This is a genomic window from Paraburkholderia sp. J12 (assembly GCF_905220215.1).
Classification (GTDB): domain Bacteria; phylum Pseudomonadota; class Gammaproteobacteria; order Burkholderiales; family Burkholderiaceae; genus Paraburkholderia.
Genome location: NZ_CAJMZC010000001.1, coordinates 423,623 through 444,407, shown reverse-complemented (window position 1 = coordinate 444,407; position 20,785 = coordinate 423,623). Strand labels below are relative to the sequence as shown.

Genomic DNA, 20,785 nt, shown 5'->3' with positions numbered 1-20,785 from the left:
CAACTGCGCGCGAAAGACGGCATCATGGGGTCGGCAATCCGCTGGAGACCTCCGTGTGCGACCGATACACGCGCGGGCGCGCCACCTTGCGCTATTCGGTGGCGGCTGCCCGCTTCACCTTGCGCCGGTCGTAGTGCTTGTGTGTCGTGTTCGGGTTCGCGTGAGCGGCGAAGTCGTAGGCGTCGGCATCGCGATTCTCTAGCTTCGCGGTGATGGCGGCCGGACGCACGTCCGAGAGGGCGAAATACGCCGGGTGCTGTACTAGCTTGAGTTCTACATCGTCCGCTTTCTCCCCACGGCGCTGCGCGGCCTCACGTTTGCACTTCGCTTCGAATTCGCGCGCCATCATAGGATCGAATTCGCCAATGTACGCATACATGGCGTCCTGCCAGACCGAAGTCCAGCCGCTCTTCGAATACGCCTCCCCGCGCCGGTTCGGGAATAGGTAGATGCTGGCGACCTTACGGTCGCGCTTCGCGCGCTCGACGACTACGCGCAGGCGCGGCGACCACTCGCGCAGCTTGACGATCTTGGCGTCTCCCTTCTTGCGTTTGGCCGAAACGACGATCACACCGTCGTCTCCCAGGCCCGACATGTGGAACGGTCGCACCTCGGCGGCACGGAAGCCGGTCAGATAGGTGAACATCGCGGCCACGCCCATTGTCCGGTATGCCTGCTGCTGGCGCACGGCCCACAGATAGAACGGAACAATCTGGCTCTTGGTCACGGTGCGGACGTCGGGGTCCGTCTGGTTCAGCATCATGCCGACGAACGGGTTCGTCTTGATAAGGCCCCAGCGAATCCAGTAGTTGCCCATCGTCTGCATGAGTGCCATCTCCTTGTTGGCGCCCGCAGGCGCGCCGGCCTTGGCGCGGGCGTCGAGGTACTGGTAGCCGTGAATTGTCTCAAGGCGAGCTGGCGCCATCTTGCCGAAGAAGCGGGTCAGCTTCTCGTAGTACGAGTCGCGCACATACTTTCCGTCGCGCGACTGGTCGCGGAAGTGGATCGGGTCGGTATCCGTCTTAAAACGGTCGATTGCATCGGCGACCGACCCGGCGACGATCTGTCCTTCCTGTATATCGACGGCGCGCCGCTTCGCAAGCCGCTCCGCGTCGTGGATTGCGGCACGATCTCCGCGTGGCGCGGTGGCAAACGTTTCGCTCCGGCCATCAGGGAACTTGTACCAGAATGAGACCTTGCGGACTCCGGTGCGCTTGTACAGCCGGTCGATGCCGGTCGGCTCGTTCGTGCCCTTGGGTTTATGCGAATGCCTGGAGGTTCGGCCCATTGTCATATTTCGTTGCTTTGGTGTCGGTGCTAAGGCCAAGCTTCAAGTCGCGGAACGCGCGTGCGACCTTGGGAATGCCGTTGCGATCCACGACGAACTTCCAGCGGTTAGTCGAGAGCCAGTCGATCATGCTGGCTCGCTGGTTCGGCTTGCAGCCGATGAGGTCCGCGAGTTCGGAGGTGGTCAGGTAGTCGCTCAGAAGTCCTCCTTTTGTTACCCTGTTGACGTGTTCCGATTCCCCTTATTGGAAAATCGGTTATCTGTCTCAATGGTTTGCATGAGTTAGCCTTAAAATAGTGCACGTGCATTGCCATCAATCGGAAATAGAAGTTAAGCGCCCTAAAGGAGTTCAACCTTGAATATTGCTTTCTTGGTCATCGCAGGTCGTTTTCATCCGAGCTATCCCCATTTGACAAAAGTCCGTTGGATCAAGTACGACTTCGAGACGAGAGATCGACTGTCCGATGCGGAGGACGTTGATGTGTCGGAAGTCATTGAGGCGATCGAGCATGACTACCGCGTCGAGATCGGCTTTCCGACCAATGACGGCAAGTATGTTCAGGGGCAGCTTTTGACTGTCGTGGACGGTGACGATGGCGAAAAGCGCGTTGTGCCGTCTATTTCTGCAGTTCCGGGCTATAACTTCTCGGATTTGCCTCCCCTCAATGCTTAGGCGCTACTAATCCGCAAAGGTCCACGCTGTAGGCTTGTCGGGCTACTCTGCTTGCCGACCTGTTCCGGCGCTACCGCCGCAGGAGCGCCGGGTGCGGTGTAGCGCGGCGCCCATGCGCCAGAGGTGCGGGTGAGTTCTGCCCCGAATTCTTGTGCTGTTCAACATCTATCAAGCCGGGGGGGCGACATGGCGCGCATTCAGATTGAGACTGGGCATCGCAACGCACAAACCGAAGAATACAAGGGGCGAACTATCGAAGTGGCTACCGGATACGACGCGATGTCGGATAAATGGCCAGTGCACATCTACATCACTCGCGATGGCTCGCGCCATAAGGTCGAGGGCCGCTTCCTCTCCGATACGGAGCGTGAGGCCTTCGACTTCGGATTCGCCACGGCAGCAACTGAGATCGACAACGAGGGATAGGCGATTGGTCATGACCGATTCAGGTCGCGTTGATTGCGGGTTCAAGCTGCTTGCGGACCGCTGCGGCGCGTGACTGCGAGCAGCACAGAAACTTACGGATCTCGGTCACGGTCGCGCGCAGCGTGCCGGCGGTGACTGCTTCGCGGACTCGGGTCAGGTCGTCGGTCTGCACGACTACGACTGGCAGCGCGACTGGCGCCGTAACGTGACTCTCGGTCGTGACTGGAGCCGTTACTTTTACGTGACTCCCTTGCTGTGCGGGTGTTCCCGCCGTTTCGGCCACGGGAGTAGTCACGGCAACCGGGCGCAGCGCGAGTAGCCAAGCGAAGCAGGCGACAGCTTCCAATACGCCAGCGAACGCAAGCCCTGCAATCAGGTCGGCGCTCGCGGTCGGCAGCCCGAACGCGGTTAAGGCGCCGGCCACCGGGTCAACACGGGCAGCGACGCGGGCCGCGGTGGCTCGGTCCTGTGCGGCCTCGACGCGGAGCGCTTCCTTCCTCTCGACATCGAGCGCATCCACTTTCGCCGCGGCGGCGGCTCGCTCGACTCGCTGACCGGTGCACGGCTCGACGCAGCGGCGCGCCGTGATGCGGGCGAGGCGCGTTACTACGTCGGCGCGGTCTCGTGCAATCGCAACGAGGTCACGACCAGTCACGCTTGCGACCGGAACTTCGTCGGCGCGCAGTTCGCCTGCGTGACGGGCCGCGGTCATGAAAAAGACAGCGTGACCGCAGCAGGTGGCGGCGATGCACGCAAGCCAGAGTAGGGTGCCTACGGCACGCAGGCGCCGCCCATGTGGGCGGCAGAGGGCGGGGAGCAGGTGAGCGGCCACGACCAGCACCACGCCCACTGCAATCCACAGGACGCGTTCAGCCAGGAGGCCGCCACGCTGCCATCCAGCCATTACAGAGAGGCACGCTGCCGTCACGGTAGCCGCGACTGCGAGTAGTGCCGGGAGAGCGCACATAGGCATGGTCAGGTTACTCCGTTGACGGGCTGAAACTCGACGACCCAGACCCAGTCACGCTTCGCAACGTCGGCGCCGCATTGGATCGGAGCCCGTGCCGTCCTGTAACCTGCATCGAGGCATCGTTCGCCGACGCGCGCCGGGCTATCTTCGTCGAAATCGCTGGTGAAGAGGAACGATTCGCGTACGCACAGATGGTCGCCAGGTCCGCCGAACGGGCAACGATAGCCGGCGTGCGACGTCTTCACGAGGCGGCGCGTCTGCGTCTTGCTGTCGTCGAGGATCGCTCGTACCATCGGGGCAGAAAACAAAATTGGGCGTTCACGCATGAGATACCTCACCAGCGCTGGCTTGTTCTGTGCCGGTTGCGTCATCGGTTGGGCGGCAACGTTGGGCTGGCTGCATCCGCCGGTTGATGCCAATACTTCCGCCTCGTGGGTGCAGGCGGTTGGATCTATCGGGGCAATCTTTGCCAGCGCGTTGCTCCTGCGCTATCAGGCCGATCTGCAGCGCAAGAACCGTATCCGTGCCATATGTGCGCTGGTTGAAATCTCCGTTGAAGCAGTCACAAAGAAACTCGAAATACCCGAAGACTTTACGGACGCGTTCCATCACTTCGCGAGTCTCGATTTTTCGGAAGTTGAGTACGCACACGAAGCGCTTGCAAAGATTCCGCTTCACGAGATTGACTCGGTGGAGGTTGTTCGGCAAACCACCCGTGCAACCGATGCAATGCGCCGAATTCGATTGAAACTCGGCTCTGAGGAAGTTGTTGACGCTGGTCACCAATCTCAGCGGATCACGATTGGACGCCTTTTTGCAGGGGAGGTCGCAACGCTCAAGGAGGCCACGAAAGCTCTTTCGCGGCTCGTTTGAGATAGTCGGGCGGGAGGTTGCTGTCGGCATTCGTGTTCGTCAGTGCATTAGAGAAAACGGACCGACCCATACTGGCGCCGGCCAAGAGACACGGCCGCAGCGCGAACTGCCGCCGTCGATAACTGGCTACGCAGCCTCGAAGCCGTCGTGGTTGCGATCCGCGAAATCCGGATCTCCGGGATAGCGTGGGGTGCCGTCGGCGCGGCTCCAGCAGAATAGCGAACCCTGCCGATGCGGAAACCAGTAGCCCGCGCACGAGCAGGTCACGGGCGTGGTGTTGCGGCGGTTCATCCAGCGATCGACGCGGTAGTTGCGTTGGCCGCAGACCTCGCACGCGGGCACGCGTAGGTACTCGGACAGCTTTTGCCTCAGGCAGCGGCGCGTCGCACAGTGGCGGCATCGAACGTGACAACGCATCGCACTCACTCCCACGCGCGCGGGTAGGGCTCCGCGTCGTAGACGATGATCGCGGTGGCGGGCGGCGGTGCCTTGCGCTCGCGCTTCGGCAGCTTCAAAACGCCAACGGTCGCCGCTACGCCAACCAGGATGCTGATTGGGACTACTACACAAATTGCTTCAACTATGTTCATTGATGAACCTTTTCAGGATCAGGCGCAGCGAACTGTGGCACAGGTAGCGAACATTGCCTCGCGGGAGTCCAAGTAAGAGCAGGCAAACAACCAGACCGCTACTGCGACGAGCGCGCCAGCCCAGATACGAAAATCAGTCATTGCGCAAACCCTCTGGCATCGCGATACCCGAGGCGATAGTCAAGTGAAAGTGACGCCGCGCGCAATCCGCGCATCGCGTCCAACCAACCTGCGCCGTAGCGGGCGATTCGGTACCTCTCGTTCAGTTCCATGTCAGCCTCTGTTATTAAATTAGCAATACTGATTTAATTAATGGTGAGCGTGCGACGCTAGTCGCATCGGGAAGCGCAAACCATGCATTAGAGCCGGCGGGTTCCCGATTGGGTGCTACAGTTTTTTGCGCTTCAGTCGCTTCGAAACGACCAGAAGCTGGGCCGCCAGTATCTCCACCTGCGTGGATAGTGCTGCGGCGTTCGGGCGGCGGCGCGCAGCCTGCACGGCTGCGATGGCATCCTGAAGCGCCTTTGCCGCGGTAAAGACCAATTGGCCTTCCTCAGTTGGGATTTGAGATCCCGTGGGCAGCTGAAAGAGCGGTGTGTCCAACTGCCGCTCCAGTTCACGCAGACTTTTGTAGATTGCCGTGCGTGAAACGCCCCTCGCACGCGCTGCGTCGGTCACGCTGGCATGCAGAACGACCAAGAAGAAGTCGTGAACTTTCTGCCAATCTACATGTTCGGATTCCGATGGCGTATCCATGCGCGAAAAGCCCCCGCGTCAGTCCGCTGGTGCGTCCCTTATATTTTTTAAAAATAAAGATAAGGGTTTCATTGCATCACGGAATATACACCCACTACGCATAAAACCGTGTCAACTACAGGTTGACACTGCGGCTAATTATTCAACCTGTAGTTGACAGCAGATTTGTTAAAGAACCTTTCTGGTTGCAAGCTGTTGATTTAAATAACAAATTTCATTAGCTAAGAGGCTATTTACAACCTCGGCATTTCGGGCGAAATTACGCCGCACAGTCGTGCGATTCGCTGCCTCGGCGACGCAGCCGCTGTCATGGAGGAGTTACGAATAATGAGTACTACAGAATTATCGAGGTGGGGACGCGCCCCAAGTCATCGAACACTGAGGGGGGCGATCAACGCACGAAATCAGGCGGAAGTTTGGCAGCGCGCGATGTGTGCGCATGCCGAGCCTCGCGGGTCCATCGTAGGTTCGCAGTGCGAGTGCGACCTACGTTACGGCCAGGCTATGGCCGCCGGGGCGAGTCCGGTCAGGGAGGCCCAGGGTCTTCGATTGTCTGCACGATGCCGGCGCCGCAGCGCCGATCCGTCTAAAGAACATCCTCGGTAGAGGCGCCCGCTGTACTTCACGGGGCGGTGCAGGAGTGCTGCACAAGCGAAAGATTAGCAAAACGCTAACTCCATGTATATAGCGAAACGCGAAATATTGACGATAGCGAGAGGGGCTGATTAGCGATTCGCTCAAATGTATTTGGGGTTCTATCGGGGAGCGCTACACTTTTAACTGTATATCCATACAGTATTTATGGGATTGGCGGGAGGCGGTGTTGCTTAAAGTAAGGAATGCGGGAAGGCGGTTGTGTAAGCCTGGGGACGTGGTCAGCGTGGCCTGGTCAACCAAACCAGAATTGCGCGGGGCTATGGCCTTAGTTCAGCGACTGCGGAGCGATGGTCGCTGGGATGTTCTCCTTGATCGTGCGGCTAGCGGGACCGCTTCGATTAGTGGCCGGACGGTAGTAACGCGGGAATTTAGCTTTCGGGACGAATCACTTGAGCCAATAGGCAATTTTCATGTGCTGCTTCGGTTGGCAGTCAATCACCTAAGGGCCGATCTTCATCTTCCTGATTCTTCGCATCATTCGGCTGCGCCAGCAGCCCCTGAATAAAGGCGGCCACCTGGGCGCGGCCAAGCGCATCCAGTTTTTCCCAACCAGTCGGCATCGGATCGGATGTCGAGGCCGCAAGGCTCTCGCCGCTAGCATGGTCAGCGTCGAGCCACCCAGAGGGCTTCCCGGCGGCAATTTCGATGCGTCGCGCCGTGTTCTTGTGCATCCCCCGTCTTTTGCCTGATTTTGAATCGGGCGCTCCGTCTCGGAGGTTGATGTATTGGGCAAGGCTCATATCCAGCAACTTTGCGGTCGCTGTCGCACTACCGCAACCAACCTCGATGAGGCGCAGGTTGTCGCGTCTGATTTCGTCGATTTCCTTCATAGGCGAGATTCAATAGCAAGTTGCTAAGCCCGTACATGCGCAAAGTGCTATAGACAATTATTTCGCACTTCGCTAAAGTCTAGGGATGGACTTGAAGACTTATATTTCGGCCAGGCGTGGCCGCCTTGCCTCACTGAGCCGCAAGATCGGCGCCCACGCGTCGGATGTCAGTCGTTGGGCAAGCGGGGAGCGGCCGGTTCCGATTCCGTTTGGCTTCCCGATTGAGCGGGAGACCAATCGCGAGGTGACAAGACTGGATTTATTCCCAGTCGCAGTCATTGTCAAGGTCTGGCCCGAGCTCGCACAACAACAGGAGGTAGCGTGACGAATCGGGATTCGGGCCTGCGTCCGGGTTGTCCTTCATAGTCTGCTCGATTTCGCCGGCAATTTTGCGAAGTTCTTCGGAGGTCTTCATGAGTGTTCCTTGTCATTTGCCGCCCGACAGGGCTGAGCTGATTCAGGTCATTTACCTAACGGCGATGCGAGGCAACGGAAGCCCGGATAACCCGGAGCGACAGATCAATTTGTACTTCGCTCCAGATGGTCGCTTGCTGGCGTGTCATGACGCGCTGAATGGTCCGCCGGATAGCTTCTTCGCTCAATCGATAAAGTGAAGGAGGCGTTCGTGAGAGCAACCGACTGTACTGGCGATCACACGAAATAACGGCGCATAGATCAATCAGCTTGCTCGGGATCGAACGTAACCTGGTAGGTCTGTGTGAATTCGATCTGGACTAGTAGCGGCGTGTCGGTATCGCCGACGTATCGAAGGTTCTTTATACGGTAGAACGCAAGATCTCCTTGCCCGAAACAGACTTCCGCATTGGGAGGTAGATCTTTGAGTTGGTCAGCAATTCGTTGTTTGAACTCCCAAACGCGCATCGTGTAAGGCATTGTCGGCATGGCGTCTTGTCCTTGGTTGGGTGGTGGGCGGCTAGTGTTTTGGTTGAATACTCGGCTAGACCTTACATTGCCACATTGATATCAAAAAATAGATTCATTAAGCATTTTTGTTTGGAGGCTAATAATTCGCTTCTTGGCTAACCATATAGGATTCCTATTTATTAAGCGATGGTTCGAAAATGAGTACGGAAGAAGTTTCGCCCGAAGAGATTGAAAACACACGCATGCTGAGTGCACGCAATGAAACTGAGATATTGCGTGCCGTTGCACACGTTACGCAGGCCCATGCAGCCGCTTGCATGGGTGTGTCCCCTAGCACCGTCAGTCGTGCCCTTGAAGATCTGCCTCGCTGGGCGCAGTTGCTAGCGTCGGTCGGGCTGCGGGTCGCACCCACTGATTCGATTGTGGTCAGTCAGCACAAACTGGCTGCGCTTGAGGATATGGCACTCGAGTATCTTGAGGCGCGGCGCCAGGAGCGCATCCGAAATGGGCGCGAGTGAGCTATCGGAACTACGCCCGATGCAACGTTTCCACAAGAAACGGCATCTGGTCGTTGAACAGCGCCCTCAGCGGCCCTTCGAACGACTCCCGATCACCTTGAGCGGGCGGATACGCAAGGAAGTAGGTGACGCAGTCTTCCAACACCGTCTGGTTGAAGTTGGGCGATTCCTGGATGGCGGCCTTGAGTGATGTAAGCGCCGCGAGCATCCCGAATCGGAAGCTTTCCAGTTCGACTAAGAGTTTTTCGTTATCGCTGTTCATGAGGGGCTTTCGTAGAAAGAGTTGCGTAAGGGCTCTCAATTCTACAGACGAAGGTCTGGGCCCTCATCCTATTAACCACGGAGCATATATGCACCTTCCGCAACACCAACAGATGCTGCGCAACGCGGCGAAATGTGGCGGCGTCGATTTGGCGATCGAGCAGATTCGTCGTGAGCGCCCCAGCGCTTTCCACATCGAGATTGGCGGGACCGAAACCCTGTCGAGCCGCGAGTTCCAGCACGCTCCGGCCACCAGTGTTCTGCATCGCCGCTGCGTCACCCGCAAGGGCGTCGCGGGGCTCTATGCGCGCGACGAGCATTTGAAGCGACTGGCGAACATGGCAGCGAGCATCGCGAGCAACAGTAGCGAGGCAACCGATGAGCTTGCTGCGGTGGTTTGAGGCGGTAATAGAGTTCACCCGGCTTCACCACGCGGAGCGGGTGAACGAGAGGCGAAGCCAAACCCCGCGCTTCCGCCCGAAGTAGTACCGGCGGTAGCCGTCAGCAACGACCTCACCATTTTGTTTCCCGCCTCCTGTTATCCGACTACACGTTTGCAGTCCTGAAGAAAAGAACCATTCCTATGCAAACCACACATACGCAGCGTGCGGCCTACGATGTGCTCGACGGCGGCATGCGCCGCACGCAAAAGCAAATGATCCCCGACATGCTCCATATCCCGTTCCTGAAGCTCGCTGTGCGCAACGAACCGAAGTGCGCGGATACCGGTTTTTTTAACGAGACGCTTGGCTTGCCGGCGACGAACTGAGAGGCCGTCGCAAATGAGTGTCACAGCTACCTTCTGGGTCCGCGCGCAGCGCGTAGGGAAGGGTTCGCCCAAGGCCGTGCTGATCGCACTCGCGGATTTCGCAGGTGAAGATTTTCGCGTGTGGGCGAGTATGGAGGCGATCGAGCAATTTATCGAGCAGGACCGCAAGACCATCCTCGCGAACATTAAGCGCCTCAAGGACCTCGGATACCTTGAAGACACGGGCGAACGCACCGGGCGTACCGGGCAGGTCGTCGTGTACCAGATGACACGGCCGGCGGACGCGGCGAAAGTTGAAATGACGAACCGCGACGGCAAGGTGATGGAGATCGGACCGCCCCTGTCCAAACACTCCCAAAATCGGAACAGTTCCGAAAACGGGGTAGTTAAGCAGTCCCAAAAACGGAACAGTTCCAGAAACGGAACAGTTCCGAATTTGGATGGAAACAGTACCGTTTTTCCCTCTAAACAGTCCCAAATTTCCGTCGAAACAGTCCCAAATTTGGGACACGGAACTACCAAGGAACTACCAAAGGAACAGAAAAGCAACGACCAACCTGCGCGACGTGCGTCGCGAGTTGCGTTGCATGGCGAACTGCGCTCGATGGAACTGCCCGAGTGGCTGCCGTCTGACGCATGGGCCGATTGGTGCGAACACCGTGAGGCGAAAGCTGCGGAGAAGTCGGCGCCATGGACGCGCCCGGCGGCCAAGGTGTCTCTGCGGCGCCTCGCAAAGCTGCGCGAGCTTGGCCACGACCCAGTAGCGTGCGTCGATGAGGCCGTGCTGCGCGGATGGACTGGCCTTTTTCCGGTGAAGGGCGAGCCAGCCCAGGCAGCCGATGGTTCGACGGTGCCACTCGATTGGCACAAGACGACTGCCGGTGTCACGGAGCGCGGCAAGCAGCTTGCCGTGACGCAGAAGCCCGATGAGGTTTTCATGCGCTTCAAAGCTCGCGTGGTAAAGGCGGCAGGTCCCGGTGAATGGATGGAGGACATGCTCCGCGACGCAGCACGCTTTGGCGATGAGCAATACGAAGCCCTGTACGGCTACTTCAACGATGTTCCTCGTGAGAGGGTCACGCAGGGGACGGCGGCATGACGGCGCACGAATGCCTCACACGTTTTCGAGAGGCGGTGCGGGCCGCGCGATCTGGCAGCTACGCGCCAGGCAACAGGCTAATTGCCGCGGTGCGCGAGAAGCACGGAGACGCGGCGGCAGAGAGGCAACGGCGCGAACTGCGCAACTACGTGGATAGCGAGAAACCAGCATGAGTATCGATGACGCAACGCCGGGCGAGTGGGACGCGGTTGTGGCGGCATTGGGCAAATGCCGGACGATGCGCCAGGCGCAGATTGATCGAGCAAAGACCGGAGGGTGTGAACAGATGGGGATGAAGTCGCGAAACAAGGGGAAGGATGGCGAGCGCGAGATAGCGGCGATAGTGCGCGACCTGACCGGCTGGGAAGTGCGCCGCAGGGTGCGCCAGCTTGATGGCGAAAGCGACCTCGAAGGTGTGCCGGCCTTTTCGGTCGAAGTGAAGCGCCACGCTGTTGCGACACGCAGCGACATACGCGCATGGTGGGATCAGGCAAATGCGCAAGCTACGGCAGAGGGAAAGGTGCCGGTGTTGTTCTACCGTCGCGACCGCGACGAGTGGCGGGCCGTGTGGCCGATGTCGCTCGACGGGGTGCCGGCTGCCCGCGGATACGGGTGGACGGTGGAGGCTGGTGTCGAAGTATGGGCGGCGGCGGCGTGTGAGGTCGCGGCGGGTGCTGCGCTTGAAGCGAGGGGGCGTGATGGCAGTGCAATGGGCGGACGATGAGGTGGAGATTGTCGTCGAGATCTTTGAATCGGACTCGACGCTTGCCGAGGAAATCCACAGATTGCCTGGGCGGTCGCCACTCGCGGTTTTCAAGTTCGCGGAGAGCATTGGGTTGCGGGTGCGCTCGAACGGCAAGGAGCGATGCCGGTGCGAAGTTGATCGACTCATGGCTGATGGCGTAGCCCGCTCCGTCGCTGACGTGGCTTCGGTCATTTGGCGGCCCGTGAAAACCGTTCGCGCGGAGCTGACGAAGATGCACGACGACGGCGCGGTACATATCGCGGGCTATCGTGAGCCATACGGCGAACGCCTCTATCGATGCGGCGCCGGCAAGGACGCGCGAGCACCTGGCATGGCGCGGCGGCGCGCACGAAAGGCTGTCTGCCGTAGGGGGGAGAAGCGCACGCGCACACGCACACGTTCGGCATTGCGTCAGCGGCGGGAGCAGTTGCCCAGCACATGGTGGCCGGTGGCCGACCAGACCGTCATACAGGCGATGCGGAACATGGTGAGCGTGGGGAGGGTAGGGGTTTGAAGCGTTCGGTGCCGATGAAGCGTACAGGCTTCGCGCGCAAGCCGGACTCACCGTTCAGCAGCTTCGCGAACCGGGCGACCGCCGAGCGCCGCGCAAAGAAGCGCAACTGGTCGCGCAAACCAACGGTGGCGGATGGCTCGAAGTATCTGGCGGCGTGTCGCGACGAGCCCTGCTATCTGCGCGTACCCGGTGTGTGCCGCCTGAATCCTTGCGATGAAACCGTCGTGCCTTGTCACTCAAATCAGGGGCGCGATGGCAAGGCCGGCGGACTGAAAGCAGATAACCGCGCAACGGTGCCTGGCTGTTTCTGGTGCCATGACTGGATCGACCAGAACAGGGCGGGTACGCCTAAGCAGTTGAAGTTCGATACATGGGATCGCGCGTACGAGCGCTGGGCGCCGGTCCGTGCACGAAAGATGGGTATTACGGAGGAAGTCGAGTGCAGCCTGTGAAAGTGGAGATCAATTTGCCGATGCCGGCGGCGACGCACAAGCGCTGGTCGAATGGCCGATATATCAGCGAGCGCGTGAAGCAGCAGGTGCGCGTGATGGCGTATGGGTTCCGGCGCTGCCGCCTGAGAGATCGGGCGAACAAAGAATACATCGTCCACGTGTTGGCTGACATCCCCAGTGGATACCGGTGCTTCGTGCGTCGCGACCAATGGGCCACCGAGAAGCTGGCATGGGTCGAGGCGCTGTTGGCGTTGAGCGCCAACGCCTTGGTCTTCGCGCCGTTTCTGGCGAGTGGAGACAACGAATGGCGTGTCGAGGTGACGGCGTGACACCGATCCGCCTGCAGGTTCGAATGCCGGCCATTGGTGTTTTCAGCATCAAGGGGCGCTCCGCCGTTGGCGAGGTCGAGAAACTTGCCGAGACGATGGTAATCGCGCTGCGCCGGCGTGGGCACAAGGGCGTGTTCATGGAATCCAGCGTGCGCGCGCTGGCGTTCGTACCCGATGTGTTCCGGCCGCATCTGCGCGTGAGGGGGCGATTGATTGACGGCGAATACGCCTGGTGTGTCGCGGATCTCGCGGACAACAAGAAGTCGTTGGCGCCGTTCTTCGCTAGCGGTGAGGATGAATGGAAATAGGGAGTGACTATGGAGAAACTGCCAGCGAGTGTTCAGGAAATAGCGGACGTGATCGGCGCAGAGAAAGCGCTAAATCTGGTCCGAAACCTGCCCACATACTATTCCGGTAAGCCGGGTAAGAAGTACCACCGTCCACTGCTGTATGTTCCGAAGCGAATCACCCACGATCATCTGCTGGTCCACCTCTTGGGCTTCCAGGATGCTGCGAAGATGGTCCATTACTTCGGTGGTGAATGTCTCCAGCCGGCTGGGTGTTCCGGAAACAAGGGCGGGCGTCCGAAGAAAAACCCCCGGGTGGAAACGATGGACTCCGAAGCACAGAATCCAGACGTGATCCACGACGGGGTTTTGACCATGCAAACGACTGCGCACGGGGCCTCCTGTGCTTGAGTTCATCAATAAGCATTTCCCAGCCGCGGAGTGGGCGATAGCCGCAATGTTCGGTGCTGTCGTCGCTCTCCCGTTTCATGACGAACTGAAAACCAAACGCGGATTCGCAATGTTTGTATTTACAGGCGTAGTGTGCGGCTACTTCCTTACGGTTCCGATCATGCGTTATTTCCACCTCAATCCTGATTCAGCTGGTGGCGTGGGATTCCTGATGGGTGCTTTCGGCGGTTCGATGATTTCGGCAGTGCTGCGAGCGATTCGAACAGCGGATCTTTGGGCGCTTATTCGTGCCCGTTTCGGGGGTGGGGCTCAATGAGCGCAATCAACGTGATGGCCGCCGTCGTCCTGATCGTATGGGCGTGCTGGTGTGGTTTGTCGCGAAGCGTGAATGACGGCATCGTGGGTAAGCCTATCTATGCGGCTATCGCGCTGTTATCGCTGGCCGTCGTGGTCAACAGTGCGACTCTATGGACGTATCAGGCGTTGGTGGTGTGCTTCGCAGCGCTAGGTGTTCGGCACTACTACCTTCGCTGTCTACGTAAATACATTTTCAAAAGGATATCGAAATAGTGGCACGTATTAGCATTCAACAAGCGGGCGGTGCAAATCGCGTGGCGTTTCTCGACATGATTGCCGCGAGCGAAATCGACGCATGGACGCGAAGCAACAGCGACGATGGCTATAACGTACTGGTCGGCGCACACGGTCCGCTTCCTTCACGTGGCGTTTCGGCTGCGCTGCTGACGTTCGCGAGCTATGCGACGCATCCGAACGTGTTCAACGCTGCGATGAATTCGACGGCAGCAGGGCGCTATCAATTTCTCTCGCGCTATTGGTCGGCGTACCAAGCGCAACTGAACCTGCCCGACTTCGGGCCGATCTCGCAGGACTTGTGGGCGCTGCAACTGATCCGCGAATGCAAAGCGCTGCCGTTGATCGATGCAGGTCAGTTCGCGAGCGCCGTTTTTGCGTGTTCGAGCCGCTGGGCATCGTTGCCGGGCAATAGCTACGGCCAGCGCCAAAACGACCTTGGCGTGCTGACGACGGCGTACCAGCAAGCGGGTGGCTTGGTCGCAGTATGACGCGCGCCACAGCATTGCTGACATTCATCGCCGTGGCTGCCGTGTTCGCAGGCTTTCTGTGGACGCGACAGCATTCACAACTCCCGAGTGTGGGCATTCCGTAAGGGTGTATCGGGCATGACAAAAGACAAGGTGCGTGAGCTTCTGGACTTGGCGGGTGCCGAAAGTTCGGCGCGGGCGGAAGCGAAAAATCTCCAAGCCGAAGCGGAGCGGCTTACCAGTCTCGCAAACAGTGCGCTGGAGCGGGCAACTGCATATGAATTGGAGAGGGCAAAACTGCTTAATTCTTCGTTCATCGGCATGACAGTGGCTCAGCTTGTCAAGGCAATCGTTGAAGTGGGGTATCTGTCATGACGCCTATTAGCGAATCCGCAAAGATCGGAGCGGCTGCAGTCGCCGTCATCGTGATAGCGGCTTTCGGCTGGTATGAGTATCGCGCCGGCTATACGCGAGGCGCTGCAGAAGTGCAGGACAAGTGGGACCGGCAAATCGCTCAGGTGAGCCAGCAGACGACGGACGCGATTGCGAAGGCGGCAAGCGACGCCATGGAGAATTCCCTTGCGGCGGGGGTGGTATCTACAGCCGCTCAACAGCACCAGGCCGACGTGGCAGCGGTGCATGACCAACTGACCAAGCGAGTTCAAGCCTATGCGAATCGTCCTCTTGCAACTGCCCAGTGTGGGCAAAACGTCAATGCTGCTGATGTTGCTGTCCTGTCTGACGACGGGTTGCGCATCTGGAACGACGCAAACGCCGGCATTGGTGGCAGTGCCAGCAGCGCATCCGCAAGTGCGGCAATCGGTGCTAGTGGAGTGTCCGCCGACGTTGCCATCAGCAAGTGACGCCAAGGCCATCACGTTGCTGCAGAACCATGTGGACAGCGCAGTGCAATACCAGTCGTGCGTCAAGCATCAAGCAGATTTGATCGAGGCAATCAAAACGCAACACGGTATTGACATCGTGCAGTGAATAATGATCTGCACTACAGACTTATCAATGGATGAAGATGATTGGACTGTGAATAAGTTAGCCCGTACATAACTGTGGGTCCTTCCGGGGCGGGGATGGGTGCGGGGTACAAAGCACCGCGTCTATAAAAATCTGAGAGGGTTTTTCCAGCGCGGACTACGACTATATCCCTCGGCGTAAACGTCTGATCGTTAACGCGAAAGTCATTTTCGAGAAATAGTAAACGTATGTCAACGAAGGGGCGCGGGAAGGTTGTAAACCGCGGCGAGCTTGCCGAAATTCACGGCGTCGCGCTGACGACTATCGACACTTGGGTGAGGGGAAATTGTCCTGTTCTTCAGCGCGGAGCGCGTGGCGTCGAGTGGTCGTTCAATACCGCCGAAGTTGCCCGCTGGCGTGAAGATGAGCGCGCACGCCAGGCCACCGCTGCTGCGCCGACCACGCGCGAGGAACTTGACATTCGCCGCGCCACCGCCGACACGCTGCGCGCGGAACTGGAACTGGCCAAGGCCCGCGATGAGGTGGCGCCTGTAGCTGAGTTCGAAAAGGCCACCGGTCGCCTGATGGCCGCTATCCGCACAAACATGCTCAACATTCCCCAGCGCGCAGTCCTGCGGCTGTTGGGCGAGAAAAACGAAACCGCCTTCAAAAAGGTGTTGCGCGACGAAATCGCGCTGGCGCTGGAAACGTCGGCGGACGTGGAAGTGATGCTCGACAATGACGAAGAAGAACAGGATAACGAAGAATGAAAACTTGGCTGAAAGCGTATCGGCACTATCTGAAGAAAGCGGCGCGGACGCTACCCGTGTGTCTGTTCATGTGGGAAGGCTGGCGCGACATGCTGGACGAAGTGCGCGCACTGCTGGGCAGCATCTTGTGCATTCTGTTCTGCCTGTTCGTCACGCTCACATTTCCCGTTTCGGTTTTCCTCGTGGCCGCGTGCGCGTGTGAGTCTGACCGCCGCTACGCCAAGCGGCGCGCGGCGTACCTGCGCGAAATGTCGCGTGGTAGCTGCGTTGATTGGAGCGAGGACGAGTGATGGCTTTCGACGCTGAGAGGGCCGCCCGCCTTGCTGACGAACTGCAGGCCGAACTGGACAAGCTGGGCGTCGAACCCGACCACCTGCAGCGGGCCGGTGGCGTGTTGACTTGTACGAAATGGCTGCTGACACCGCTCGCGCGCAACCTGCGCAGTGGGCTGTACGGCTATCTGGAACCGGGCGCCGAGTGCCCAGCGTGGTTGCGTGACTGATGCAGCACCTGTTTAGCAACGTCGGTGCAATCACGCGCGCGTTGCGCCGCGCTGTGCGCAACCTTGTGCCGGCGGCGGACATGCTGCCGTCGCAGTGGGCCGAAGCTAACCTGAAAATCCCTGCCGGTAACGCCGTGCCGGGGTTGATCCGCTTCGACAATGCCCCTTACCAGCGCGGCATGCTGGACGTGATCGCAGAGCCGGGTATACAGCGCGTGTCGTATCAGACGGGCGCGCAGCTTGGGAAAACGACTGTCCAGCAGGCGATTACCGGCTTTTTCATCGAACACGATCCGCGCTCGCAGATTTTCATCCAGCCGACGCAGGGGGACGTGCAGACGTTCCAGGAAACGAAGCTGCGCCCGATGCTGGACGCGAATCCGAAGATTACCTCCCGCATGGCCAAGGCGCGAGGGCGCGAGGGCGCGAACAATAGCCGCATCATTTCGTATATCGGAGGCTGGCTTATGTTCGGCTGGGCCGGTTCACCGCGCACACTCCGTGGACGTTCCGCGCCAGTCACCCAGGCGGACGAAGTGGACGGCATGCAGGCCGACACAGGCGAAGGTGATCCACTGGAACTGCTGGCGCAACGCGCGGCCACGTTCGGGGATTTGCAGCTTCGCACCGAAAGCAGCACGCCGACCATCAAAGGTGCATCGCGCATCGAAACGTCATACCTCGCGGGCGACCAGCGGCGCTACTACGTGCCGTGCCCCGACTGCGGCGAACACCAATACCTGAAGTGGCCGCAGGTGATTTGGAACGGTCGCGACAATCTGGAAGGCGAGCAGGAACCGGAAACCGCGCGCTACACGTGCGAGCATTGCGGCAGCCTGTGGGACGATAGCCAGCGCGTCGCATCGATCCGCACGGCAGAGCAGAAGGGCGGCGGCTGGAAGGCGTCGAAGCCGTTCAAAGGTCATGCCTCATTCCACGCTCCCGAAATGCTTTCGACGTTCCGCAGGCTGCGCGATATCGTGCAGTCCTACCTGAACAAGCTGGCCGCAGGCGACTTGCAGTCGTTCATCAACGTGTCGCTGGGCGAAACGTTCGAAGAAACCGCCGAGAAAGCGGACGCGGACGCGCTTTATAACCGTCGCGAGGTGTACACCGCGCCCATACCGATGCACGCCCTTTACCTGACTGCTGGCGTGGACATGCAAACCGACCGCTTGGAAGTCGAAATCGTGGCGTGGGGGCTGTTTGAACGTTCGTGGTCGGTCGCGTATCGCGTGCTGTGGGGTGATCCGCTCGCGAACGACGTGTGGGACGACCTGGACGACTTGCTGGCCGAAGAATGGCTGCACGAAAGCGGCGTGGCGCTGACGGTGCAGGCCACGTGTGTGGACACGGGCGGCACAACTGGCTACACCCAAGCGGCATACGACTACATTCGCGCCCGCAAGGGACGCCGCATCTTCGCGGTGAAGGGTATCGGCGGCTGGGGCCGCGCCGTGGTCGAGAAGCCGCAGCGCAAGCAGTCGGGCAAGCGCAGCCGGAAAGTGGACCTATTCAACGTGGGCGTGGACGAAGCGAAGCTGGTTGTAATGCGGCGCCTCGCGCTGCAGAAGGATGGCCCCGGCTTCTGCCACTTCCCCGTGGATGAGGACCACGAAAGCGACTACTTCAAGCAGCTAACCGCCGAAAAGCTGGTGACAAACTTCGTGCGCGGCTTCCCCGTTCGCACGTGGCAGAAGCCCGACAAGGCGCGTAACGAGGCGTTGGACTGCCGCGTATACGCGTTCGCGGCGCTGCGCATCATGAACCCCAGCATGAAAATGCTGGCGAAAAGGTTAATTTTGGAATCCGAAACAATGATTTCGGCACCTGAAACGCAGAGAACATCGGAAACTGCCGGAAAAGAGTCAGTTTCATTGGTGCGTGAGGGCGAGCGCGCGAGAGAGCATGCGAACCGCATCGAACAAAACCCCCACGTGGAACCAAAGAAGCCGCAAAGCGAAACTAAGGCCATTAAGCGGGCGAAAACGCTTACCGCAGGCCGTCGCCGTGGGGGGTTCGCCACAAACTGGTAAGACATGAGCGGCCATTTCCCCGGCACCATTCGAGCGGGCGTCACGTTCGATTTGACCGTTAAGCTGGACCGATACCCGGCGCCCGCGTGGGCGCTGCAGGTTCTGTTGCGTGGGGCGCATGGTATCGACTTCACCAGCAACCCGCTGGATAACGGCTATCACCAGCTACTGGTGGACGCCACCACGACGGCGGCATGGGTGCCGGGCCAGTATCTGTTCTCTATTCGCGCCGTGTCGAGCGGCACCGTGGTTGAAGTCGAAAGCGGCATCGTCACGATGGAAGCGGACCTGTCCACCATCGCAGATGGCACGGACGCACGCATTCACGCCCAGCGCGTCCTGGATGCAATTCAAGCCGTGATCGAGAAACGCGCCACGCAGGACCAGGAGCGTTACACGATCAACAGTCGCGAGCTTCACCGCACGCCGATAGGCGACCTTCTGAAGCTGCGCGACTACTACAAAGCCGAACTGCGCCGCCTCAAGGCTGTGCAACGCGGCACGCTGTTCGGGCGTCAAGTGAAGGTGACTTTCTGATGGCGCTTTTCGATTTCATCCGCTCGCGCGGTTTCCTGCCCCCCGTGAAGAATGCACCGCCGCCCATGCCGGAAACCCGCCCAGCGCGAGGCCTGCGCGCGCTGGGGCGTGCCGTCCGTTCTGCCTATGCGTTCCAGGCCGCCGACACGGGGCGCCTGAACGGCAACTGGACGGCGCTGGCGATCCCTGCAGACTGGATCATCACGCGCAACCTGCGCCCGCTGGTCGCACGCTCGCGCGAACAATGCATGAACAACGATTACGCCAAGGCGTTTTTGCGGCTGTGCCGCCAGAACGTCGTCGGGCCTAACGGTGTCGTGCTGAAAACGGCAGTGCGCAAGCCGCGTGGCGGCATGGACGAGGAAACGAATCGGGCGCTGAAGGACGCGTGGGAGGATTGGGGTCACAAGAAAAACGCGAGCGTGACGGGGAAGCGCTCGTGGAAGGCTATCCAGCGCCAATGTGTGCAGAGCGCGGCGCAGGACGGCGAATTCTTCGTGCGTATCGTCATGGGCGCAGACGCTGGCCCGTGGGGCTTCGCACTGCAGGTGATCGACCCGCTGCGCATTCCCATCGACTACAACGTGGACAAATACAACGCGAAGAATTTCATTCGCCACGGTATCGAGTTCACGCAGTACGGGCGTCCCGTCGCATATCACTTGACGACGGTGGATGACGGCGAGGCCGAATATCAGTATGGCGGTGTGGGCTATATCCGCATTCCCGCTGATGAAATGATCCACGGCTATCTGGAAGATTTGGTGGGCCAAAAGCGAGGCCTGCCGTGGATGGCTACGGCGCTGTTCCGCATGCGTCATATGCAGGGCTTCGAAGATGCCGCGATCATCAATGCTCGCGTGGGCGCTTCGAAAATGGGTTTCGTCCAGTGGGCAGAAGGGCGTGGCCCCGATTGGGACGACGAAGAAAGCGAAAGTGCGCTGCAGATCGACGCCGAGCCGGGGACTTTCCCAGTGCTTCCGGATGGTGCGGAGCTGAAGGAATTCTTGCCTCAGTACCCCACGGGTGAGTTTCTTCCGACGTACAAAACGCTGCTGCGCGGCGCGACCGCCGGCATGGGCGTGGCGTACAACAATCTGGCGAACGACTTGGAGGGTGTCAACTTCTCCAGCATCCGGCAGGGCACGCTTGACGAACGCGAGCATTGGAAGGAACTGCAGGAGTGGTTGATTGAAGACCTGATACAGCCGGTGTTCGAAGCGTGGCTGAAATACAGTCTGCTGAAGGGCCGCATTGTCTCGGCAAACGGTACTCCCTTGTCTGCCGCGCTGTATTCGAAGCTGCAGAAGGGTTGCGGATGGCAGCCGCGCCGCTGGCAGTGGATCGACCCGACCGCCGACGTGGACGCAGCGGTGAATTCGAAAAACGCGCTGCTGAAAAGCCCCGGCGAAATCATCCGCGAATGGGGCGGTGATCCGGTGGAGGTATGGGCCGAGTTTGCAGCCGACATTGCGGCCATGAAAGGCGCCGGCATTCCTGAAGATTTCATCATGGCAACCCTTGGCCAGCAGCTTGCGAATCCGACCGCGAGCGAAGGCGCAAAACCGAACAGCTAA

Annotated in this window: 34 protein-coding genes; 23 read left to right on the top strand and 11 right to left on the bottom strand. The window is 59.6% G+C overall.

Annotated features, from left to right (window positions below):
- Positions 1–91: 91 nt before the first annotated feature.
- Together U5760_RS02155 and U5760_RS02150 are read right to left on the bottom strand one after the other, a co-directional pair.
- On the bottom strand, positions 92–1,288 hold the full coding sequence (locus tag U5760_RS02155) for a hypothetical protein (protein WP_322009275.1): 1,197 nt from the start codon (positions 1,286–1,288) through the stop codon (positions 92–94).
- Positions 1,260–1,475 (bottom strand): DUF4224 domain-containing protein, encoded by a 216-nt coding sequence (locus U5760_RS02150; protein ID WP_322010001.1) that lies wholly within the window; start codon positions 1,473–1,475, stop codon positions 1,260–1,262. The genes U5760_RS02155 and U5760_RS02150 overlap by 29 nt, the downstream gene beginning before the upstream one ends.
- Before the next feature lie 168 nt (positions 1,476–1,643).
- On the opposite strand from U5760_RS02150, the gene U5760_RS02145 reads away from it, so the two are divergent.
- Positions 1,644–1,961, top strand: a complete 318-nt coding sequence (locus tag U5760_RS02145) for a hypothetical protein (protein WP_322009273.1) — start codon at positions 1,644–1,646, stop codon at positions 1,959–1,961.
- A gap of 186 nt (positions 1,962–2,147) precedes the next feature.
- Positions 2,148–2,387 carry a hypothetical protein gene (locus U5760_RS02140; protein ID WP_322009271.1) on the top strand — a complete coding sequence of 80 codons (240 nt, stop codon included), beginning with the start codon at positions 2,148–2,150 and terminating at the stop codon, positions 2,385–2,387.
- A 19-nt stretch (positions 2,388–2,406) separates the two neighbouring features.
- Here the strand turns inward: U5760_RS02140 and U5760_RS02135 are convergent, their stop codons facing one another.
- Positions 2,407–3,099 (bottom strand): hypothetical protein, encoded by a 693-nt coding sequence (locus U5760_RS02135; protein WP_322009270.1) that lies wholly within the window; start codon positions 3,097–3,099, stop codon positions 2,407–2,409.
- A gap of 263 nt (positions 3,100–3,362) precedes the next feature.
- On the bottom strand, positions 3,363–3,683 hold the full coding sequence (locus U5760_RS02130; RefSeq protein WP_322010051.1) for a hypothetical protein: 321 nt from the start codon (positions 3,681–3,683) through the stop codon (positions 3,363–3,365).
- On the opposite strand from U5760_RS02130, the gene U5760_RS02125 reads away from it, so the two are divergent.
- Positions 3,682–4,230: a hypothetical protein gene (locus tag U5760_RS02125; protein ID WP_322009269.1), complete on the top strand. Its 549-nt coding sequence runs from the start codon at positions 3,682–3,684 to the stop codon at positions 4,228–4,230. The two genes, U5760_RS02130 and U5760_RS02125, sit on opposite strands and share 2 nt — an antisense overlap.
- Before the next feature lie 126 nt (positions 4,231–4,356).
- Here U5760_RS02125 and U5760_RS02120 read toward each other — a convergent pair whose 3' ends face one another.
- The 6 genes from U5760_RS02120 to U5760_RS02095 all read right to left on the bottom strand — a co-directional run bounded on the left by U5760_RS02120 (position 4,357) and on the right by U5760_RS02095 (position 7,966).
- Positions 4,357–4,521 (bottom strand): hypothetical protein, encoded by a 165-nt coding sequence (locus tag U5760_RS02120; protein WP_322009267.1) that lies wholly within the window; start codon positions 4,519–4,521, stop codon positions 4,357–4,359.
- 131 nt (positions 4,522–4,652) lie between these two features.
- On the bottom strand, positions 4,653–4,820 hold the full coding sequence (locus U5760_RS02115; RefSeq protein ID WP_322009266.1) for a hypothetical protein: 168 nt from the start codon (positions 4,818–4,820) through the stop codon (positions 4,653–4,655).
- Positions 4,821–5,207: 387 nt separating this feature from the next.
- Positions 5,208–5,576 (bottom strand): LysR family transcriptional regulator, encoded by a 369-nt coding sequence (locus tag U5760_RS02110; RefSeq protein WP_322009264.1) that lies wholly within the window; start codon positions 5,574–5,576, stop codon positions 5,208–5,210.
- 1,088 nt (positions 5,577–6,664) lie between these two features.
- Entirely contained in the window at positions 6,665–7,063 is a 399-nt protein-coding gene (locus U5760_RS02105) for a hypothetical protein (RefSeq protein ID WP_322009263.1), read from the bottom strand.
- Positions 7,064–7,322: 259 nt separating this feature from the next.
- Positions 7,323–7,478, bottom strand: coding sequence for a hypothetical protein (locus tag U5760_RS02100; protein ID WP_322009261.1), 156 nt, complete (start codon positions 7,476–7,478; stop codon positions 7,323–7,325).
- Positions 7,479–7,738: 260 nt separating this feature from the next.
- Positions 7,739–7,966, bottom strand: coding sequence for a hypothetical protein (locus U5760_RS02095; protein WP_322009260.1), 228 nt, complete (start codon positions 7,964–7,966; stop codon positions 7,739–7,741).
- Positions 7,967–8,145: 179 nt separating this feature from the next.
- On the opposite strand from U5760_RS02095, the gene U5760_RS02090 reads away from it, so the two are divergent.
- Entirely contained in the window at positions 8,146–8,466 is a 321-nt protein-coding gene (locus tag U5760_RS02090; RefSeq protein WP_322009258.1) for a MarR family transcriptional regulator, read from the top strand.
- Between the two features lie 10 nt (positions 8,467–8,476).
- Here U5760_RS02090 and U5760_RS02085 read toward each other — a convergent pair whose 3' ends face one another.
- Entirely contained in the window at positions 8,477–8,728 is a 252-nt protein-coding gene (locus U5760_RS02085; protein WP_322009257.1) for a hypothetical protein, read from the bottom strand.
- An 88-nt stretch (positions 8,729–8,816) separates the two neighbouring features.
- Between U5760_RS02085 and U5760_RS02080 the strand changes: the two genes are divergently transcribed.
- The 19 genes from U5760_RS02080 (at position 8,817) to U5760_RS01990 (ending at position 20,785) form a co-directional block, all read left to right on the top strand.
- Positions 8,817–9,128 (top strand): hypothetical protein, encoded by a 312-nt coding sequence (locus tag U5760_RS02080; protein ID WP_322009255.1) that lies wholly within the window; start codon positions 8,817–8,819, stop codon positions 9,126–9,128.
- A gap of 182 nt (positions 9,129–9,310) precedes the next feature.
- Positions 9,311–9,496, top strand: coding sequence for a hypothetical protein (locus U5760_RS02075; protein ID WP_322009253.1), 186 nt, complete (start codon positions 9,311–9,313; stop codon positions 9,494–9,496).
- 13 nt (positions 9,497–9,509) lie between these two features.
- Positions 9,510–10,595, top strand: a complete 1,086-nt coding sequence (locus U5760_RS02070) for a helix-turn-helix domain-containing protein (protein ID WP_322009252.1) — start codon at positions 9,510–9,512, stop codon at positions 10,593–10,595.
- A 169-nt stretch (positions 10,596–10,764) separates the two neighbouring features.
- Positions 10,765–11,319: a hypothetical protein gene (locus U5760_RS02065; protein ID WP_322009251.1), complete on the top strand. Its 555-nt coding sequence runs from the start codon at positions 10,765–10,767 to the stop codon at positions 11,317–11,319.
- Positions 11,294–11,854, top strand: coding sequence for a hypothetical protein (locus tag U5760_RS02060; RefSeq protein ID WP_322009250.1), 561 nt, complete (start codon positions 11,294–11,296; stop codon positions 11,852–11,854). The genes U5760_RS02065 and U5760_RS02060 overlap by 26 nt, the downstream gene beginning before the upstream one ends.
- 14 nt (positions 11,855–11,868) lie before the next feature.
- On the top strand, positions 11,869–12,306 hold the full coding sequence (locus tag U5760_RS02055) for a nuclease domain-containing protein (protein ID WP_322009999.1): 438 nt from the start codon (positions 11,869–11,871) through the stop codon (positions 12,304–12,306).
- Complete coding sequence (locus U5760_RS02050; protein WP_322009249.1) at positions 12,303–12,635, top strand: hypothetical protein; 333 nt, start codon at positions 12,303–12,305, stop codon at positions 12,633–12,635. Before U5760_RS02055 ends, U5760_RS02050 begins: the two co-directional genes overlap by 4 nt.
- Positions 12,632–12,943 carry a hypothetical protein gene (locus U5760_RS02045; RefSeq protein WP_322009248.1) on the top strand — a complete coding sequence of 104 codons (312 nt, stop codon included), beginning with the start codon at positions 12,632–12,634 and terminating at the stop codon, positions 12,941–12,943. Before U5760_RS02050 ends, U5760_RS02045 begins: the two co-directional genes overlap by 4 nt.
- A gap of 9 nt (positions 12,944–12,952) precedes the next feature.
- Positions 12,953–13,333, top strand: coding sequence for a hypothetical protein (locus U5760_RS02040; protein ID WP_322009247.1), 381 nt, complete (start codon positions 12,953–12,955; stop codon positions 13,331–13,333).
- A complete protein-coding gene (locus U5760_RS02035) occupies positions 13,326–13,649 on the top strand; it encodes a hypothetical protein (protein ID WP_322009245.1) in 324 nt (107 codons plus the stop codon). The genes U5760_RS02040 and U5760_RS02035 overlap by 8 nt, the downstream gene beginning before the upstream one ends.
- Before the next feature lie 253 nt (positions 13,650–13,902).
- Positions 13,903–14,415 (top strand): glycoside hydrolase family 104 protein, encoded by a 513-nt coding sequence (locus U5760_RS02030; RefSeq protein WP_322009244.1) that lies wholly within the window; start codon positions 13,903–13,905, stop codon positions 14,413–14,415.
- A 117-nt stretch (positions 14,416–14,532) separates the two neighbouring features.
- The gene (locus tag U5760_RS02025; RefSeq protein ID WP_322009243.1) at positions 14,533–14,769 is read left to right on the top strand and encodes a hypothetical protein; all 237 of its coding nucleotides are present in this window, start codon (positions 14,533–14,535) and stop codon (positions 14,767–14,769) included.
- Positions 14,766–15,257: a hypothetical protein gene (locus U5760_RS02020; protein WP_322009241.1), complete on the top strand. Its 492-nt coding sequence runs from the start codon at positions 14,766–14,768 to the stop codon at positions 15,255–15,257. The genes U5760_RS02025 and U5760_RS02020 overlap by 4 nt, the downstream gene beginning before the upstream one ends.
- Positions 15,258–15,611: 354 nt before the next feature.
- Positions 15,612–16,133, top strand: coding sequence for a terminase small subunit (locus U5760_RS02015; RefSeq protein ID WP_322009240.1), 522 nt, complete (start codon positions 15,612–15,614; stop codon positions 16,131–16,133).
- On the top strand, positions 16,130–16,423 hold the full coding sequence (locus U5760_RS02010; RefSeq protein ID WP_322009239.1) for a hypothetical protein: 294 nt from the start codon (positions 16,130–16,132) through the stop codon (positions 16,421–16,423). The genes U5760_RS02015 and U5760_RS02010 overlap by 4 nt, the downstream gene beginning before the upstream one ends.
- Entirely contained in the window at positions 16,423–16,635 is a 213-nt protein-coding gene (locus U5760_RS02005) for a hypothetical protein (protein ID WP_322009237.1), read from the top strand. The genes U5760_RS02010 and U5760_RS02005 overlap by 1 nt, the downstream gene beginning before the upstream one ends.
- Positions 16,635–18,671, top strand: a complete 2,037-nt coding sequence (locus tag U5760_RS02000) for a phage terminase large subunit family protein (protein ID WP_322009236.1) — start codon at positions 16,635–16,637, stop codon at positions 18,669–18,671. The genes U5760_RS02005 and U5760_RS02000 overlap by 1 nt, the downstream gene beginning before the upstream one ends.
- 3 nt (positions 18,672–18,674) lie before the next feature.
- Positions 18,675–19,208 carry a hypothetical protein gene (locus U5760_RS01995; protein ID WP_322009234.1) on the top strand — a complete coding sequence of 178 codons (534 nt, stop codon included), beginning with the start codon at positions 18,675–18,677 and terminating at the stop codon, positions 19,206–19,208.
- Positions 19,208–20,785 (top strand): phage portal protein, encoded by a 1,578-nt coding sequence (locus tag U5760_RS01990; RefSeq protein WP_322009233.1) that lies wholly within the window; start codon positions 19,208–19,210, stop codon positions 20,783–20,785. Before U5760_RS01995 ends, U5760_RS01990 begins: the two co-directional genes overlap by 1 nt.